General features: G+C 43.8%; 13 protein-coding genes, 2 tRNA genes and 1 other annotated feature. Of the genes, 5 read left to right on the top strand and 10 right to left on the bottom strand.

The genetic code is table 11. From position 1 onward, the window contains the following. Positions 1-11: 11 nt before the first annotated feature. Genes CHH48_RS18450 through CHH48_RS19650 form a run of 3 tightly spaced genes read left to right on the top strand, consistent with a single transcriptional unit; the run spans position 12 to position 2,505 of the window. Positions 12-1,103: a GerAB/ArcD/ProY family transporter gene (locus tag CHH48_RS18450; protein ID WP_095220720.1), complete on the top strand. Its 1,092-nt coding sequence runs from the start codon at positions 12-14 to the stop codon at positions 1,101-1,103. Beyond that, positions 1,100-2,344: a Ger(x)C family spore germination protein gene (locus CHH48_RS18445; protein WP_095220719.1), complete on the top strand. Its 1,245-nt coding sequence runs from the start codon at positions 1,100-1,102 to the stop codon at positions 2,342-2,344. The genes CHH48_RS18450 and CHH48_RS18445 overlap by 4 nt, the downstream gene beginning before the upstream one ends. Further along, entirely contained in the window at positions 2,344-2,505 is a 162-nt protein-coding gene (locus tag CHH48_RS19650; protein ID WP_175074065.1) for a hypothetical protein, read from the top strand. The genes CHH48_RS18445 and CHH48_RS19650 overlap by 1 nt, the downstream gene beginning before the upstream one ends. 46 nt (positions 2,506-2,551) lie before the next feature. Here CHH48_RS19650 and CHH48_RS18440 read toward each other — a convergent pair. Next, positions 2,552-2,624: transfer RNA gene (locus CHH48_RS18440), tRNA-Arg, on the bottom strand. 150 nt (positions 2,625-2,774) lie between these two features. On the opposite strand from CHH48_RS18440, the gene CHH48_RS18435 reads away from it, so the two are divergent. Both CHH48_RS18435 and CHH48_RS18430 read left to right on the top strand, forming a co-directional pair. After that, complete coding sequence (locus CHH48_RS18435; RefSeq protein WP_095220718.1) at positions 2,775-3,416, top strand: deoxynucleoside kinase; 642 nt, start codon at positions 2,775-2,777, stop codon at positions 3,414-3,416. Next, positions 3,413-4,096 carry a deoxynucleoside kinase gene (locus CHH48_RS18430; protein WP_095220717.1) on the top strand — a complete coding sequence of 228 codons (684 nt, stop codon included), beginning with the start codon at positions 3,413-3,415 and terminating at the stop codon, positions 4,094-4,096. Before CHH48_RS18435 ends, CHH48_RS18430 begins: the two co-directional genes overlap by 4 nt. Positions 4,097-4,122: 26 nt before the next feature. Here the strand turns inward: CHH48_RS18430 and proC are convergent, their stop codons facing one another. From proC to guaB, 9 genes are all read right to left on the bottom strand, one after another. Continuing rightward, entirely contained in the window at positions 4,123-4,944 is an 822-nt protein-coding gene (gene proC, locus CHH48_RS18425; protein ID WP_095220716.1) for a pyrroline-5-carboxylate reductase, read from the bottom strand. Positions 4,945-5,072: 128 nt separating this feature from the next. Beyond that, positions 5,073-5,165: transfer RNA gene (locus CHH48_RS18420), tRNA-Ser, on the bottom strand. A 211-nt stretch (positions 5,166-5,376) separates the two neighbouring features. Beyond that, complete coding sequence (gene serS / locus CHH48_RS18415; protein ID WP_095220715.1) at positions 5,377-6,651, bottom strand: serine--tRNA ligase; 1,275 nt, start codon at positions 6,649-6,651, stop codon at positions 5,377-5,379. Positions 6,652-6,699: 48 nt separating this feature from the next. Next, positions 6,700-6,901, bottom strand: a binding site (T-box leader). A gap of 386 nt (positions 6,902-7,287) precedes the next feature. After that, a complete protein-coding gene (locus CHH48_RS18410; RefSeq protein WP_245840443.1) occupies positions 7,288-8,616 on the bottom strand; it encodes a serine hydrolase in 1,329 nt (442 codons plus the stop codon). A gap of 107 nt (positions 8,617-8,723) precedes the next feature. Further along, positions 8,724-9,404 (bottom strand): uracil-DNA glycosylase, encoded by a 681-nt coding sequence (locus CHH48_RS18405; protein WP_095220714.1) that lies wholly within the window; start codon positions 9,402-9,404, stop codon positions 8,724-8,726. A gap of 69 nt (positions 9,405-9,473) precedes the next feature. Continuing rightward, positions 9,474-11,582, bottom strand: a complete 2,109-nt coding sequence (locus CHH48_RS18400; protein WP_095220713.1) for a TRAP transporter permease — start codon at positions 11,580-11,582, stop codon at positions 9,474-9,476. Next, positions 11,575-12,099, bottom strand: coding sequence for a DUF1850 domain-containing protein (locus tag CHH48_RS18395; protein WP_095220712.1), 525 nt, complete (start codon positions 12,097-12,099; stop codon positions 11,575-11,577). Before CHH48_RS18395 ends, CHH48_RS18400 begins: the two co-directional genes overlap by 8 nt. 66 nt (positions 12,100-12,165) lie before the next feature. Further along, complete coding sequence (locus CHH48_RS18390) at positions 12,166-13,158, bottom strand: TAXI family TRAP transporter solute-binding subunit (protein WP_095220711.1); 993 nt, start codon at positions 13,156-13,158, stop codon at positions 12,166-12,168. Positions 13,159-13,319: 161 nt separating this feature from the next. Beyond that, the gene (gene guaB, locus CHH48_RS18385) at positions 13,320-14,795 is read right to left on the bottom strand and encodes an IMP dehydrogenase (RefSeq protein WP_095220710.1); all 1,476 of its coding nucleotides are present in this window, start codon (positions 14,793-14,795) and stop codon (positions 13,320-13,322) included. Positions 14,796-14,817: the final 22 nt, after the last annotated feature.

Below are 14,817 nucleotides of genomic sequence, written 5' to 3'. Positions count from 1 at the left end.
GAGGGATAGACGTGGAATTGACGAAGAAGCCGTTGCGTACTCGTGAGATGGTGGCAATTGTCTTTATGATTGTTGGTCTTAAAGGCGGTGATACCACACCTGCCCTTTTTGCAGAACATGCTCAAAATGCTATCTGGCTTGGTCCAATCGTATCTTTCCTAGTCCTTTTAGCTCCCTTCCTTGTGCTAATGTACCTCCTGAAAAAATATAAAAGATTCAATTTGATTGAACTCACATTCCACTTAATAGGAAACAAGGCTGGCACCATTTTAGGATTACTTCTGTTTGCGAGTGGTTTTGTTGCTCTGTCAACTGATATGCGGAATGTTGTAGAAGAAATTAACTATCTCTATTTTCCGAACTCCCCCACCATAGCTATCTATATCATCTTCATCAGTATTTGCATCCTTATAGCTAATAAAGGATGGGAAACGATCGGGAGCTTGACTTGGGCTTTACTTCCGGTAATTGTATTAACTATCCTTGCAGTCTTGATTGTTGATATGAGGGATGCTGTTGGATATCGTATCTTTCCGATTTTCGGCGGCGGAGCAGATGTTGTCCTAAAAGAAGGGATTAGTAAATCTTCGGCTTTTTTGGAATTCCTCCTCCTTCCAATTGCATATCAGGCTTTCCATCAGCCAAAGAATTTTCGACTTGGTATATATACTGGTGGAATACTCTCCTGTATTCTAATAGTCTCTTTCTATGCTCTTTATACGATGATGTTCGACTATAACACGATCAATAATATAGCTTTTCTTTACCAGGAGTCGACAGAGATTGTAACACTTGGCCACTTTTTTACAAACATCAGCACTTTCTTCATGATCGGCTGGCTTTTCTCCAGCTTCTTGCGTTTCATTATCTATCTGTATATCATATGCTGGATCTTTGGGGCTATATTTGAGATTAAGCGATTTGAAGGACTTCTTCTGCCTATTGGCTTCATTTCCATGATGTTGTCCCTAATTCCACCCAGCTTTGCTGTCAATGAGCTCATTGTCAGGGAAACAAGTCTGCAGATTATTACGCCCCTGTTCCTCATCTTTCCCTTTTTGTTGTGGGGAGCAGCTTTTTGGAAGGATAGAAAGAAAACATGAGACAATTTATCCTCATTTTGTCTCTTCTGCAGCTAGCTATGATCCTGAGTGGGTGTTATGACAGGAAAGAGCTAGAAGAACAGGCTTATGTCATCACCATCGCGGTGGATAAAACAGACCGTGATAATATATTTCGATTCACCTTTGAGATTGCTAACCCGGAAGTAGGAAGCTCTGCAACTACTCCTTCCACCAATGAACCTGCTCAAGAAATGATTAGTGTATTAGGAACTGATTTTCTATCAGCTACAAGCACTGCTAATTCATCTGTAGCAAAGGAAATTACCTTGGAGCAGGTACGGGTAGTCATCGTTTCCGAGAAACTGGCCCGTTCCAAAGAGTTCATTCATCTGATGCAATCGGCACCAAGTACGGTTGATTTAAAATTAAATGCCCAATTAGTGATAAGTAAAGAAAAAGCAGAAGAATTCGTCCGGCATAACAGTCCCAATTTGGAATCTCGGCCACACAAATACTTTCAATATATGCTCGATCGTGCTAGAGAAACAGGAGTCATTCCAGATGCACCTTTGGTTCGGTTCTTTCAGATTACAGAAGGGGATGCCGATTTATTCGTAGCGCCGTATGCTTCTACTGTAAAGAAACCAAAAGACAGTTATGGTGATGAAGATAGCTACAAAGCTGGGGAAATTGATTTTCATGGCGGTAACGTAACCCAATTTATGGGGTCTGCTGTTTTCAAGGAAGGCCAGATGATTGACTCATTGACTGGTGAAGAAACTCGCTACATTCATATGATGGATCCCACATTTCCCCAACAGGTTATTCTCTCTACCTTTGTAGATCCATTAGAACCAGAATACAATATAGCTGCAAGGGTTCAACTAGATAAAGTCAAAGTGAAAATTGATTACAAAAAAAATCAGACGTCAACGATCGATGTATATATTACGACCCATTTGAACATATTTGCCATTCCAAGCACAGAAGATTATATGAAGAGTCAGAAAAAAAGGAAAATCCTCTACGACTCTATACAAAAAGAAATACTTAAAAATGGTGAAAAACTAGTGAAAAAAACACAGGAAGAATATAAGGCAGAACCATTTTACTGGTCTCTCCACATTCGAAAGAAGTTTCTATCTATCAAGGATTATGAACAGGCAGATTGGTCCAATAAGATTTATCCCAATGCTCATGTTCGGCTGCATGTAAAAGTAGCAAGTCTTGAATTCGGAAAGACACTTCGTCAATCCGACATAGGAAGGGTGCGGGATTGATGCCAATTTTCTATTTGATACTCATGACGTTGGGCGTCACCATCTATACTGGTTTATTCGCTTATTCCCTCCATAGAACTGGCAATAAGAAAGGGATGGTTGCTGTAATTTCACTTATAATTACAGCAATCGCAAGTGCGGTCATACTGAAATTAACTTAAAAAAAGCCACAGCCTCAACAGGCTGTGGCAATTTTTCTTATTAAGACGGCCCCGGCAAGATTCGAACTTGCGACACACGGTTTAGGAAACCGATGCTCTATCCCCTGAGCTACGGAGCCACGACATACTATATTATAACTGAATCGACAAAGCTTGCAAAGTCTGTCGCTTTTTCCACTAGTTTCTTCCTTCACTATATCGAAGCTTGCGACCTTCTATGGTAAACTATATTTATTTGCCATACAACGTTTGAGTTTGGAGGATACATCATGCACGAGCTGCCCTTTATTGCAGTGGAAGGTCCAATCGGTGTCGGTAAGACATCATTGGCTAAGAAAATTGCGGATCACTTTCAGTATACGTTGCTGAAGGAGATCGTAGAAGAAAACCCGTTCCTAGGCAAGTTCTATGAGAATATCGAGGAATGGAGCTTTCAGCTGGAAATGTTCTTTTTGACGAACCGCTACAAACAGCTGAATGATATTCGTAAGGATTATCTTTCCCAGAATCAGCCGGTAGTCGCAGATTATCATATCGCAAAGAATATGATTTTTGCCCAGCGTACACTTGCTGCACCCGAGTTTGATAAATACAGCAAGATCTTCTCTATTCTGACAGAGGATATCGCGCTGCCTAATATGGTCATCTATTTAGATGCCAGTTTGGAAACATTGCTTGAACGGATCGAAATGCGTGACCGAAAAGCGGAACAGCTTATCCAGCCGGATTACTTGAAGCAATTGTCGGCTGATTACCAGACCTTCATGGATCGTTTCGAACAAGACAACCCGCACATACCTGTACTTCGATTAAGCGGTGATGAGTTGGATTTTGTAAAGAACGAGCAGGATTGGAAGTATATTTGTGACAGGATCTCCTCTCACTTGGATAAAGGAGTAACATCATCATGAATCTTAGAGCGAAATACCATATACCCGCAGACAGTGTCATTACCATTGCAGGTACAGTAGGTGTCGGAAAATCGACAATGACACATGCATTAGCAGATGCACTGGACTTCCGTACAAGCTTTGAGAAAGTAGACGGAAATCCTTACTTGGATAAATATTATGCTGATTTTGAACGCTGGAGTTTCCATCTTCAAGTCTACTTCCTAGCAGAACGCTTCAAGGAGCAAAAGCGAATCTTTGAATATGGCGGCGGCTTCATTCAAGACCGTTCTATTTATGAAGATACAGGAATCTTTGCTAAAATGGCGTTTGAAGAAGGTAATATGTCCAAAGTAGATTATGAAACATATCGTTCTCTCTTTGATGCGATGGTTATGACGCCTTACTTCCCCCATCCGGATTTATTGATCTACTTGGAAGGATCCTTCGATCATATCATCAGCCGAATTAAACAGCGCGGCCGCGAGATGGAACAGCAAACACCAATCAGCTATTGGGAAGAGATGTTCCACCGCTATGAAAAATGGATCAATGATTTTAATGCTTGTCCTGTACTGCGAGTGAATATAGCAGACTATGATTTATACAATCCAAATACATCAATTGAACCGATTTTAGAGAAGGTCGGCCATTTTATCCAGCATTCCCGTAAATGGACTTCCCGTCAGCCTTCCAAATAAAAAAAACGCCTATAATGGCGTTTTTTTTATTTGCTGAATGCTTGTCCCATTTCCTTCGATCGGGCAGCCGCTGCTTTTACACATGCTTGAATAGCTGCTTTTACACCTTGCTCTTCCAGCACGCTGATACCCGCTGCTGTTGTGCCGCCAGCACTCGTGATGTTCGCACGCAGCTGAGCTGGGGTTAGATCTGACTGCTCAAGCATCTTCGCTGCCCCTTTGAAAGTTTGGATCAACAGCTGTTTGCTAACACTCTCATCAAGACCGACTTGAGAGCTTGCTTCCTCCAACGCTTCCATCATGTAATAAAGATAAGCCGGACCGCTGCCGGAAATGGCAGTGACTGCATCCATAGCCTCTTCCTCTACCTCTACAGCCTCTCCAACAGTCTTGAACAAACTGCTAACGACCTTCATATCCTCACTACCTGCATGTACTCCTGCAGCAACTGCTGTAGCTGCCTCGAGAATCGTAGCAGAGGTATTAGGCATCGCCCGAACTACCGGCTGATTGGATGGTAGATAGCTTTCCAGAAAAGAAGTGTGAATTCCTGCCAATATCGATACAACAATTTGTTTTGAATTAAGATTTGCTGATTTCAAAGATGATAACGCAGCTTCGGCATCTTTCGGCTTCATCGATAAAATAATGACGTCTGCATCTTTTAACAGATCCGTCTGATTCCGCGTAATCGTTACTCCATATGCTGCATGCAATTCTTGTAGCCTCGCATCATTAGCATGATTCGTCAGCCATATACCTTTCGCTGGGAGATGCTCTGCTGCGATTAATCCTTTAACGAGCGCTTCTGCCATTGCGCCTGCACCTACAAATGCTATTTTCTTCATAAATGCCTCCGTTCCACGTGAAACAAGTTTGTAGTATTATCCGATGCTTCTTTTCAGAAGTCAATAAAAAAATCGTTACGGATCAACCGTAACGATTTATGTATTTTAATTTTATATGTTTGTAAAAATGGAGGAGGAAGAGGGATTCGAACCCCCGCGAGCGATGAAGCCCCTGTCGGTTTTCAAGACCGATCCCTTCAGCCAAACTTGGGTATTCCTCCGTAAGACAAGTACTAATATATCATGTAGTATGTCCACATGTCAACAAAATATTAAAAAAAGGTGAAGGAGGGGAAAACAAACCCTTACGATCCTTAAACGAGCCACTATCGGTTTTCGAGACCGATTCTTTCAGCTGAATCTAGGGTACCCCTCCATGCTTTTGTCTCCAAAGCTTTCTCACCATAATTTCAAGTCTACTGTCAAAATCCTTTAGCGGATCTCAGCCTTACCGCCCATGTAAGGTACCAATACTTCTGGAACCTTCACGGAACCATCAGCCTGCTGGTAATTCTCCAGGATAGCAGCAACTGTACGGCCTAGTGCCAATCCAGATCCATTCAATGTATGAACAAATTCCGGCTTGCTCTTCTCATCGCGTCTAAAACGAATGCCAGCACGACGCGCTTGGAAGTCCTCAAAGTTGGATACAGAAGAGATTTCACGATACGTACCGCTGCTTGGAAGCCAAACTTCCAGGTCGTATTTTTTCGCAGCTGTGAAACCGAGATCGCCTGTACACATGCTCATGACACGGTATGGCAGACCTAGCAGCTGCAATACTTTCTCTGCATGTCCTGTGATTTCTTCCAGTACGTTATAGGAATCCTCAGGCTTAACAAACTGTACAAGCTCCACTTTATTGAACTGATGCTGGCGAATCAGACCGCGTGTATCACGGCCGGCAGACCCAGCTTCAGAACGGAAGGAAGCACTGAATGCCGCGAATCTCTGTGGCAGCTGATCGCTTTTCAAGATTTCTTCGCGATAGTAGTTCGTTACAGGAACCTCTGCTGTTGGTACGAGGAAGTAATCCCAACCCTCAACCTTGAAGGCATCTTCTTCGAATTTTGGCAGCTGGCCAGTTCCTGTCATGCTTGTTCTGTTCACCATGTATGGCGGAAGCATTTCCTGATATCCGTGCTCATCAGAATGCAAATCCATCATGAAGTTAATCAAGGCGCGCTCCAAGCGGGCACCTAATCCTTTGTAGAACACGAAACGGCTTCCTGTTACCTTAGCAGCACGTTCGAAGTCTAGTATGCTTAAGTCTGTTGCAATATCCCAGTGGGCCTTTTCTTCAAAATCCTTCTGCTGCACTTCGCCCCATTTGCGTGCTTCCACATTATCATCCTCAGATTCGCCAACTGGGACGCTCTCATGCGGAATATTCGGGATAGAGAGTAATAGCAAATCAAGCTCACTCTCAACGTCTCGAAGCTCCTCGTCGTATGCTTTGATTTGATCGCCTACTTCGCGCATCTCTTTGATTTGTGCATCAGCATCTTGCTTCTCTTTTTTAAGAACAGCAATCTGCTTAGATACCTCATTACGCTTTGCTTTCAGTTCTTCTGTATCATTAATCAGTTTGCGGCGACGGTCATCTAAATCCCCGAATTTATCTAGATCAGTTAAATCTTCACCGCGATTTTGCAACTTTTGTTTTACTTCTTCAAAGTTTGAACGTAAAAATTTCATATCCAGCATATGTGCTTCCTCCTTTTTTCTTGAACAAAAAAACATCCCATCCCTAAAAAAAGGGACGAGATGTTTCACCCGCGATACCACCCTGGTTGAAGACAAAGAAGTCTTCCGGCTCGGCAAGGTAACGGTTTGTACCGGGTATGTTTCCATACCATTCCAGGATGGATTCACCTACAGCGCTGCATCGATTTTCACCAGCCATCGACTCTCTTAAAGCATGCTGTAAGTTACTAGTTCCTATCATCACGTTGTTGTTATTCTTCCTAAAGAATAGCTAATTTCAGGTAATTATGCAAGTATGATATGCAATTCCAGCTCTAGCTTCTACATACTAAAAGAATTTTATACGAAAAAACCGGAAAAGACTGAGTCTTTTCCGGTTTTCAGCTATGTCTAGCTCCAGAAACCAGAAACTTCGCCATAAGCGTGAAGTCCCTGCGGAAGTAAGAACATCTTCCTCCGGGCCTTCTCACTTATTTCTACGTTTCTAACCGGTTTCTTCCGCTTTTCTTTGTTGTCTAGCTGCAAAGAACAGAAACTGCGGTATAGGCGATAAATCCCTGCACGAGGAAAAGCACCTCATTCCGGGCTTTCTCACCTATTTCTCCGTTTCTAAGCGTTCTTTTCCGCTTTTCTTATTTAAAACCAGCCTTTAACTGTGTCAGAGACGCTAGTGAAGATTCCTGCGAAGAAATCACCGATTGCGCCTAGAGAGAGCATGAACCAGTTTGATTTTTCTACATCTTCGGATGCTACAACGTCAACAGTATAGGAGCCGCCGTTGATGTTGCCTTGGTCATCTCCGTCATAGACGAGTGTCGCAGTTCCGACTTTGTCGCCTTTTTTCACTGGAGCAACCAGTTCGCCATCTGCATCCAGCTTGTCCTTGTCTACTTTGTATTCCAAGTGGTATTTATCTTCTTCGCCATTCTTCACAGAAGTGGTAACTGCATCTTTTGTTGAGATGGCTACACTATCTTCTTTTCCTTTTGCAACTGGTACAGAAGCATGGTCCTTGATTTCTGTTCCTGCTTTGTAAAGTTCAGCCTGCTCGAATTGATTGAAGCCGTAATCAAGCAGCTTTGCTGTTTCTTGGAAGCGTGCTTCTTCGCTTTCTGTTCTCATAACAACTGTAATATAGCGCTGTCCATTCCGTTCTGCTGTACCTGTAAAGCAGTAACCTGCTGGAGTTGTATGGCCTGTTTTTAAACCATCCATGCCTTCATAGCCATATGCTTTCAAGTAGCCCGGCATGTCTGGAAGCATCCAGTTCCAGTTCGTGATTTGTTTACCATCAAAGTTTGTCTGTGTCTGACTGGCAACCTCAAGCGCCTCTGGATGATCCTTGATCAAGTTATATGCCAGGATACCAGTAGACTTTGCAGTCATCAGGTTTTCGTCGTTGACATTTGTACCCTCTGGTCGGTCATCGCCTAAATCAGAATTGGAAAGACCGGAAGAGTTAACGAATTTGTAATCCTTCATCCCGATTTCTTCTGCTTTTTCATTCATCATTTTGACGAATTCCGTCTCGCTGCCCGCCACAAGCTCAGCCAGCACGATAGTAGCTGCGTTATCGGAGTAGATCGCCATCGCATTGTACAAGTCGCGAACAGTGTAATCTTTATCCTGTGTCAGTCCTGTTCCGGAGAAATCCGTATTCGAGGAAATGCTATATGGATAATCGCTTACCTGTGTTGTCGTATCCCATGAAATATCTCCTGCTGCAATAGCATCCAAGATGAGATATTCCGACATCATCTTCGTCATACTTGCTGGAGGTAAAGTGAGATCTGCCTGCTTCGCATATAATATTTCACCAGAGTTGGCGTCTATTAGAATTGCGGATTCCGCTTCAATATCCAAGCCTTCCGCAGCTTGTGTGTCTAGTGGCTTCGCTAGAAAAGTGTTAAACGTAATCAGCATCGCGAGCAAACCGATCATCGATGCTTTCAAAAGATGTTTCAAAGTCTTCCTACCTCCACAAAAAATAGAATCGTTACTGTGCATCCCCGCTATTTTACCATAGACGATAGGCAGAGGGGAACGTACTTTGTACCGATTCTACATTTTGTTCACAGGTCTGGAATACACCAGTCAATTGGCTCTAATCCATTATTTTCTAATATTTCGTTTGTCTTAGAAAATGGTTTGCTTCCGAAGAATCCGCGCCTTGCTGATAAAGGACTTGGATGGACAGAAGTAAGTGTATAGTGCTTCTCCGTATTAATCAGCTTCTGTTTCTCCTGAGCATGCTTCCCCCAAAGAATGAATACAACGGGATCCTGCTTGTCATTCAATGATTGAATGACACGGTCCGTGAAGTGTTCCCAGCCTTTGCCTCGGTGAGATGCTGCCTGATGGGCTTCTACAGTCAAAGCTGTATTCAAAAGCAGCACGCCTTGTTCAGCCCAACGCTTCAAATAACCATGTGTCGGAATCGGGCAGCCGATATCATCTGCCAGCTCTTTGTAGATATTTACAAGTGATCTCGGGATAGCCACCTCGGGCTGCACTGAAAAACTAAGACCATGTGCCTGATTTGGCCCATGATATGGATCTTGTCCAAGGATAACCACTTTTGTATCCGCAAATGAGGTCACTTGCAGCGCTTCGTAAATATGCTGCATATCAGGATAGATTGTCCGCTCTTGGTAGGCGTTCTTTAGGAAGCCGTGCAGTTCCTTATAATAGTCTTTTTGGAATTCTTCCTGCAGAATATCCTGCCAGTCATTCTCAATAATTTGTTTCGTCATAGCCTTCCACCTCCTGGACATTGTATCAGACCTATACCCGAATTCAACCATAGGAAAAGCCACCTTCCCTTAGGAAGATGGCTTTTTAACAGGTACATTCCATTCGGAACGTTTTACGAAATATTGGATAGCAATCAGTGCTGCAAAGACGATAATGCCAGTTATACCGGACCAAACTTCCGGATAAATGAGCACTAGTCCTCCTGCTACAGCCAGCAAGCGCTCCACAATATAGAGCTTGCGATACCAGTAGCCGATGATTCCTGCACCGATACTGATCATACCGAGAAAGGCTGTGATGAATATCCAAACGACATGAAGATAGTTGCCATCTATGTCATAAAGCAGCAGCCTTGGTTCCAGCACGAACATGTATGGAATGATAAATGCTGCAATTGCTAGTTTGGCTGCATTCACACCTGTAGCAATCGGCCGGCCGCCGGACATACCCGCTGCTGCAAAAGCTGCAAGGGCCACAGGCGGTGTAATATCTGCCATGATTCCGAAATAAAAGACGAACATATGCGCAGATAGATCATTTACACCAAGCAGGATAATTGCTGGTGCTGCAATAGTTGATGTGATGATATAGTTAGCAGTAGTCGGTGCTCCCATTCCGAGAATCAAGGAAGCTATCATTGTAAAGAACAATGTGAGCAGCAGTTTTTCATTCGCCAAATCGACGAGACTGTTCGCCAAGCTCAGCCCAAGTCCTGTTTTTGTCACAACCGCTACGATAATCCCGGCTGCAGCAGTTGCAGCGATAACACTAAGGGCTGTACGTGCTCCTTCCACCAATGCCTGTATCGTATCAATGAAGTTCTCATCAAATAAATAACTTACGATCACGGTAACAAGTGCTGCGACAATCAAAGCTGTCTCAATTGAAATTCCGCTTGTAACAGCTCCATACACGATATATGCGACAAACGCAGCTGCGAAAACAATTGGATATAGATGACGATACCGTTCCTTACGCAAAAGTCCGACCAAGATACACGTGATAATACCATAGATGGCTGCACGCATGATACTTAGTCCGGAACTTAAGTAAAATACCATTGCCAGGATCGGCAGCAGCAGATACAAATTCTTAATAACTTCCTTCTTGTTCGGCATTTCTTCCTGCTGCAAACCTCGCAGTCCGGTTCGCTTAGCCTCGAAATGAGTCATAATCCAAATACCGGAAAAGTAAAGAATAGCCGGAATGATAGCTGCTTTTGCAATCGTCCAATAGCTGACTCCGATAAACTCAACCATCAAGAAGGCAGCCGCTCCCATAATAGGAGGCATGATCTGGCCTCCTGTAGAGGAAGATGCTTCTACTGCGCCGGCAAAATTCTTCGAGTATCCCAAGCGTTTCATCATTGGGATTGTAAAGGAACCGGATGTAACTACGTTAGCCACCGAGCTTCCGCTCACTGTTCCCTGCAAGGCACTGGAGAATATCGCTACCTTCGCTGGTCCGCCAATTCTTCTTCCGGCAACGACCAAGGCCAAATCATTGAAGTACTGTCCGACACCTGTTTTGACGAGGAAAGCCCCGAAAAGCAGAAACAGGAAAATATAAGTTGCAGATACACCAATAGGAGTACCTAATATCCCTTGTGTCGTAAAGAACAGGGACTGGACGAGTGTATCGACGTCGACTCCCGGATGAATGAGGAATCCTGGCATTTGTCTGCCCCAATAGGCATAGGCCAGGAATGCGACAGCGATAATGACAATCGGCAGACCTACAGTCCGACGAGTTGCTTCAAGCACTAAAAGTATAGCCATTGAGCCGACAATGAAGTCTAATGTGGTAATTTGTCCAGCTTGCGCAATGATATCATTGTACATAACCGGCCAATAAGCACCGACAACAAATCCTAGAATAGCGAGTATGTAATCATACCAGGCAATTTTTGTCCTGCTGCTCTTTTTAGAAGCAGGAAAGAGAAGGAATATCAAAACGAGCCCGAACCCTAAGTGAATGGAACGATGAATCTGTGTCGGGATATTCCCGTAAGTTGCCGTGTATAGCTGATAAATCGAGAAAGCTAGTAAACCATAAAAAACGATAATACTCATGATTCCAGCCAGTCGCCGGAAATTCGATTCAGAATCGTATTTCTCAATCAGCTGCTGCTGTTGTTCTTCCGTCAGCCTCTCTGCTTGGGCTAGCTTGTCACTCATGTAATTTCTCTCCTTTCCAAAGCGTCCAGTGATTCACGTAGCGGCTTACGATCGCAATCGTCTCACCTGGACCGATGTTATCCTGTAAGCTATATGCTGTATCTTTAAAGATGATCTGATGGTTAGCTTTCACAGCTCCAATCGTCAGATAAAGCTTGTCTGTCGAACCTTGGAGATCGGATAATATGTATTTTCCATCCTCCATCGTGAATGTTTGACCTGCTTCTGCATTAGCTGGCATCCCTACTGCTGTATCCTCATAGATCAATCGTTTCGGAAATAGGCGCTCATCCTGGATCATGTACTCCTCATATACATCCGATAAATGGATAGAATGTGTGTATTTGATCTGGAAATGATCGCTGTTCCCTACTGGCAAATAGCTGAGCAGTTCCCCATTATCGGGATTTTCGAAAGCAAGGATCTGCTGAGTTGGGTAGACAGCATACCAAAGGAGCATGACCACAGCCGCTGCAGCCAGCAGCCAGCGTTTCTTCGGTATACGGAATCGATTCATATCCTTACACCCTTTCAAGCCCAAAAAATCGCCGGTAACCGAAGGATACCGGCGATACACTTGCAGTTATTGCGGTACTTCTACGCCTGCTTCTTCAAAGTAACGTAATGCACCTGGATGGAAATCGATGCTCACACCTTCTACAGCACTCTCTGGCTTGATGAATTCAGCTTTCTGATGACCGATTTCATCAGTGTGCTCATAGATAGCTTTCGTAATGTTGTAAACGAGATCCTCATCCATGCCCTCTGTCGTTGCAAGCATTGCATTTACAGAAACTGTCTCAACAGGCTCCTCCAAGCTGTATGTTCCTTCTTCAATCGTGTAAGGAGCGTAATAAGGCTTCTCTTCGATTAATTGATTCACTTTATCCTCTTCCAGTCCGACAATCGTGATCGATGTTGTAGCAGAAAGACTTTCTACCGCTCCTGTCGGTGTACCAGCAGTAATGAATGCTGCATCAATCGTTCCATCCTGCATACCAGTTGTCGATTCACCGAAATCAAGATTCTGTACCTCGATATCATCTACAGTCATATCGTATATACCAAGTATATCTTCTGCACTTGCGTTCGTTCCGGATCCTGGAGCTCCGATTGATACAGTCTTACCTTTCAAATCTTCTATAGTTTGGATTCCGCTATCCTCTGTCGCTACAATCTGAATTGTTTCTGGATACAAGGAACCGATGGCCTGAATATTATCAATTGCTTCCCCGTCAAACATCAAAGTCCCTTCTGAAGCATATGCAGCAATATCAGTCTGGGTAAAGGCGATGACATCATCATTACCTTCACTCATCGTATTCATATTCTCTACCGAAGCACCTGTCGATGTTGCACGTGCTTCTACATCTTCCACGTTTGAATTAATAATTTCAGCTAAGCTTCCCCCAAGCGGATAGTATGTACCTTCCGTTCCACCTGTCAGCAAATCGATGAATTGCGGACCACCATCAGAAGAGGTGCTGTCACTCGTCCCTCCCCCACATGCCGCCAAAATCACTGTCAACGCTGCAATCATGCTAAGCATAATAAATGATTTCTTCTTCTTTCTCATGTTTGCATACCCCCTATTTATTTCTAAATACAATTCTTTATAAATGTAGCAAATCCTGCTTGTTATTTCAATTTTAATTTTATTGAAAATTGTCAGTAATTTTAGTATAGTATGTGCTACATAAAGAAAAACGGCGTGCAAATGCACGCCGTTCGGGATAATTAGTTAATAGAATAGTTCGGTGCTTCTTTTGTAACTTGGACATCATGCGGATGGCTTTCACGCAATCCTGCACCAGTCATACGGATAAACTGCGCATTCTCACGGAAATAATCAAGATCAGGGGCACCGCAGTAGCCCATGCTAGCACGCAAGCCGCCAAGCAGCTGATGAACCGTATCAGAAAGTGATCCTTTGTATGCGACACGGCCTTCGATGCCTTCTGGAACCAATTTCTTCGCTTCTTCTGTTTCACCTTGGAAGTAGCGATCTTTCGAGCCAGATTTCATTGCACCGACAGATCCCATACCGCGATACACTTTATATTGACGGCCTTGGAAGATTTCAGTCTCACCAGGGCTTTCTGTTGTACCCGCAAACATACTGCCGAGCATAACAGCATGTCCGCCTGCTGCGATCGCTTTAGCGATATCGCCGGAATACTTGATCCCGCCGTCAGCAATGATGGAGACACCATGCTTTTCTGCTTCTGCTGCACAATCGTGCACAGCAGTGATTTGCGGTACACCTACACCAGCTACAACGCGTGTTGTACAAATGGAGCCTGGTCCAATACCGACTTTTACGACGTCAGCACCAGCTTCAATCAACGCGCGCGTACCTTCTGCTGTCGCTACGTTACCAGCAATCAAGTCAACTTCAGGGAACTTGTCTTTGATCGCTCTAACCTGCTCCAAAACACCTTTGGAGTGACCATGCGCTGTATCAACAACAAGTACGTCTACACCTGCGTCTACCAATTTACTGATACGAGTCATTGCATCACCAGTGACCCCAACAGCAGCTCCTACTAACAAACGTCCATGTTTATCTTTAGCAGAATTCGGGAACTCAATTACTTTCTCGATATCTTTGATTGTGATTAAGCCTTTCAGCACACCATTTTCATCGACAAGCGGCAGCTTCTCGATTTTATGCTTCTGAAGGATTTTCTCTGCATCATCTAATGTAGTTCCAACAGGTGCTGTCACCAAGTTTTCTTTTGTCATGACATCGGAGATCGCGATGGAATAATCCTGTACGAAACGAAGATCGCGATTTGTCAGGATACCGATCAGTTTCTGCTCTTCTCTGTTGTTAACGATTGGTACACCTGAAATGCGGAATTTACCCATCAGATGCTCTGCATCGAACACTTGGTTTTCCGGGCATAAGAAGAATGGGTCTGTGATAACGCCGCTTTCCGAACGTTTGACGCGATCCACCTGCTCTGCTTGTTCTTCAATGGACATGTTTTTGTGGATGATACCAAGTCCACCCTGTCTAGCCATTGCAATCGCCATGCTTGCCTCTGTTACTGTGTCCATTCCTGCACTGATCAATGGAATGTTCAAAGTGATATTTTTTGTCAATGCTGTTTGGAATTTCACATCACGTGGCAGAACCTCTGATTTAGCCGGCACAAGCAAGACATCATCAAAAGTTAAACCCTCTTTAGTAAACTTATCTTCCCGCATGTTTATCCTCCTTTTATCATGA

The sequence above is a fragment of the Terribacillus saccharophilus genome, assembly GCF_002272075.1.
Classification (GTDB): Bacteria; Bacillota; Bacilli; order Bacillales; family Amphibacillaceae; genus Terribacillus; species Terribacillus saccharophilus_A.
This window is presented reverse-complemented; position numbering and strand designations above follow the sequence as displayed.

What these genes read in the sequence shown, in the direction of transcription:
- CHH48_RS18445 (WP_095220719.1), top strand. Translation starts at nt 1,100, where the DNA reads ATGAGACAATTTATCCTCATTTTGTCTCTTCTGCAGCTAGCTATGATC.
- CHH48_RS19650 (WP_175074065.1), top strand. Translation starts at nt 2,344, where the DNA reads ATGCCAATTTTCTATTTGATACTCATGACGTTGGGCGTCACCATCTAT.
- CHH48_RS18435 (WP_095220718.1), top strand. Translation starts at nt 2,775, where the DNA reads ATGCACGAGCTGCCCTTTATTGCAGTGGAAGGTCCAATCGGTGTCGGT.
- CHH48_RS18430 (WP_095220717.1), top strand. Translation starts at nt 3,413, where the DNA reads ATGAATCTTAGAGCGAAATACCATATACCCGCAGACAGTGTCATTACC.
- proC (WP_095220716.1), bottom strand. Translation starts at nt 4,944, where the DNA reads ATGAAGAAAATAGCATTTGTAGGTGCAGGCGCAATGGCAGAAGCGCTC.
- serS (WP_095220715.1), bottom strand. Translation starts at nt 6,651, where the DNA reads ATGCTGGATATGAAATTTTTACGTTCAAACTTTGAAGAAGTAAAACAA.
- CHH48_RS18405 (WP_095220714.1), bottom strand. Translation starts at nt 9,404, where the DNA reads ATGACGAAACAAATTATTGAGAATGACTGGCAGGATATTCTGCAGGAA.
- CHH48_RS18400 (WP_095220713.1), bottom strand. Translation starts at nt 11,582, where the DNA reads ATGAGTGACAAGCTAGCCCAAGCAGAGAGGCTGACGGAAGAACAACAG.
- CHH48_RS18395 (WP_095220712.1), bottom strand. Translation starts at nt 12,099, where the DNA reads ATGAATCGATTCCGTATACCGAAGAAACGCTGGCTGCTGGCTGCAGCG.
- CHH48_RS18390 (WP_095220711.1), bottom strand. Translation starts at nt 13,158, where the DNA reads ATGAGAAAGAAGAAGAAATCATTTATTATGCTTAGCATGATTGCAGCG.
- guaB (WP_095220710.1), bottom strand. Translation starts at nt 14,795, where the DNA reads ATGCGGGAAGATAAGTTTACTAAAGAGGGTTTAACTTTTGATGATGTC.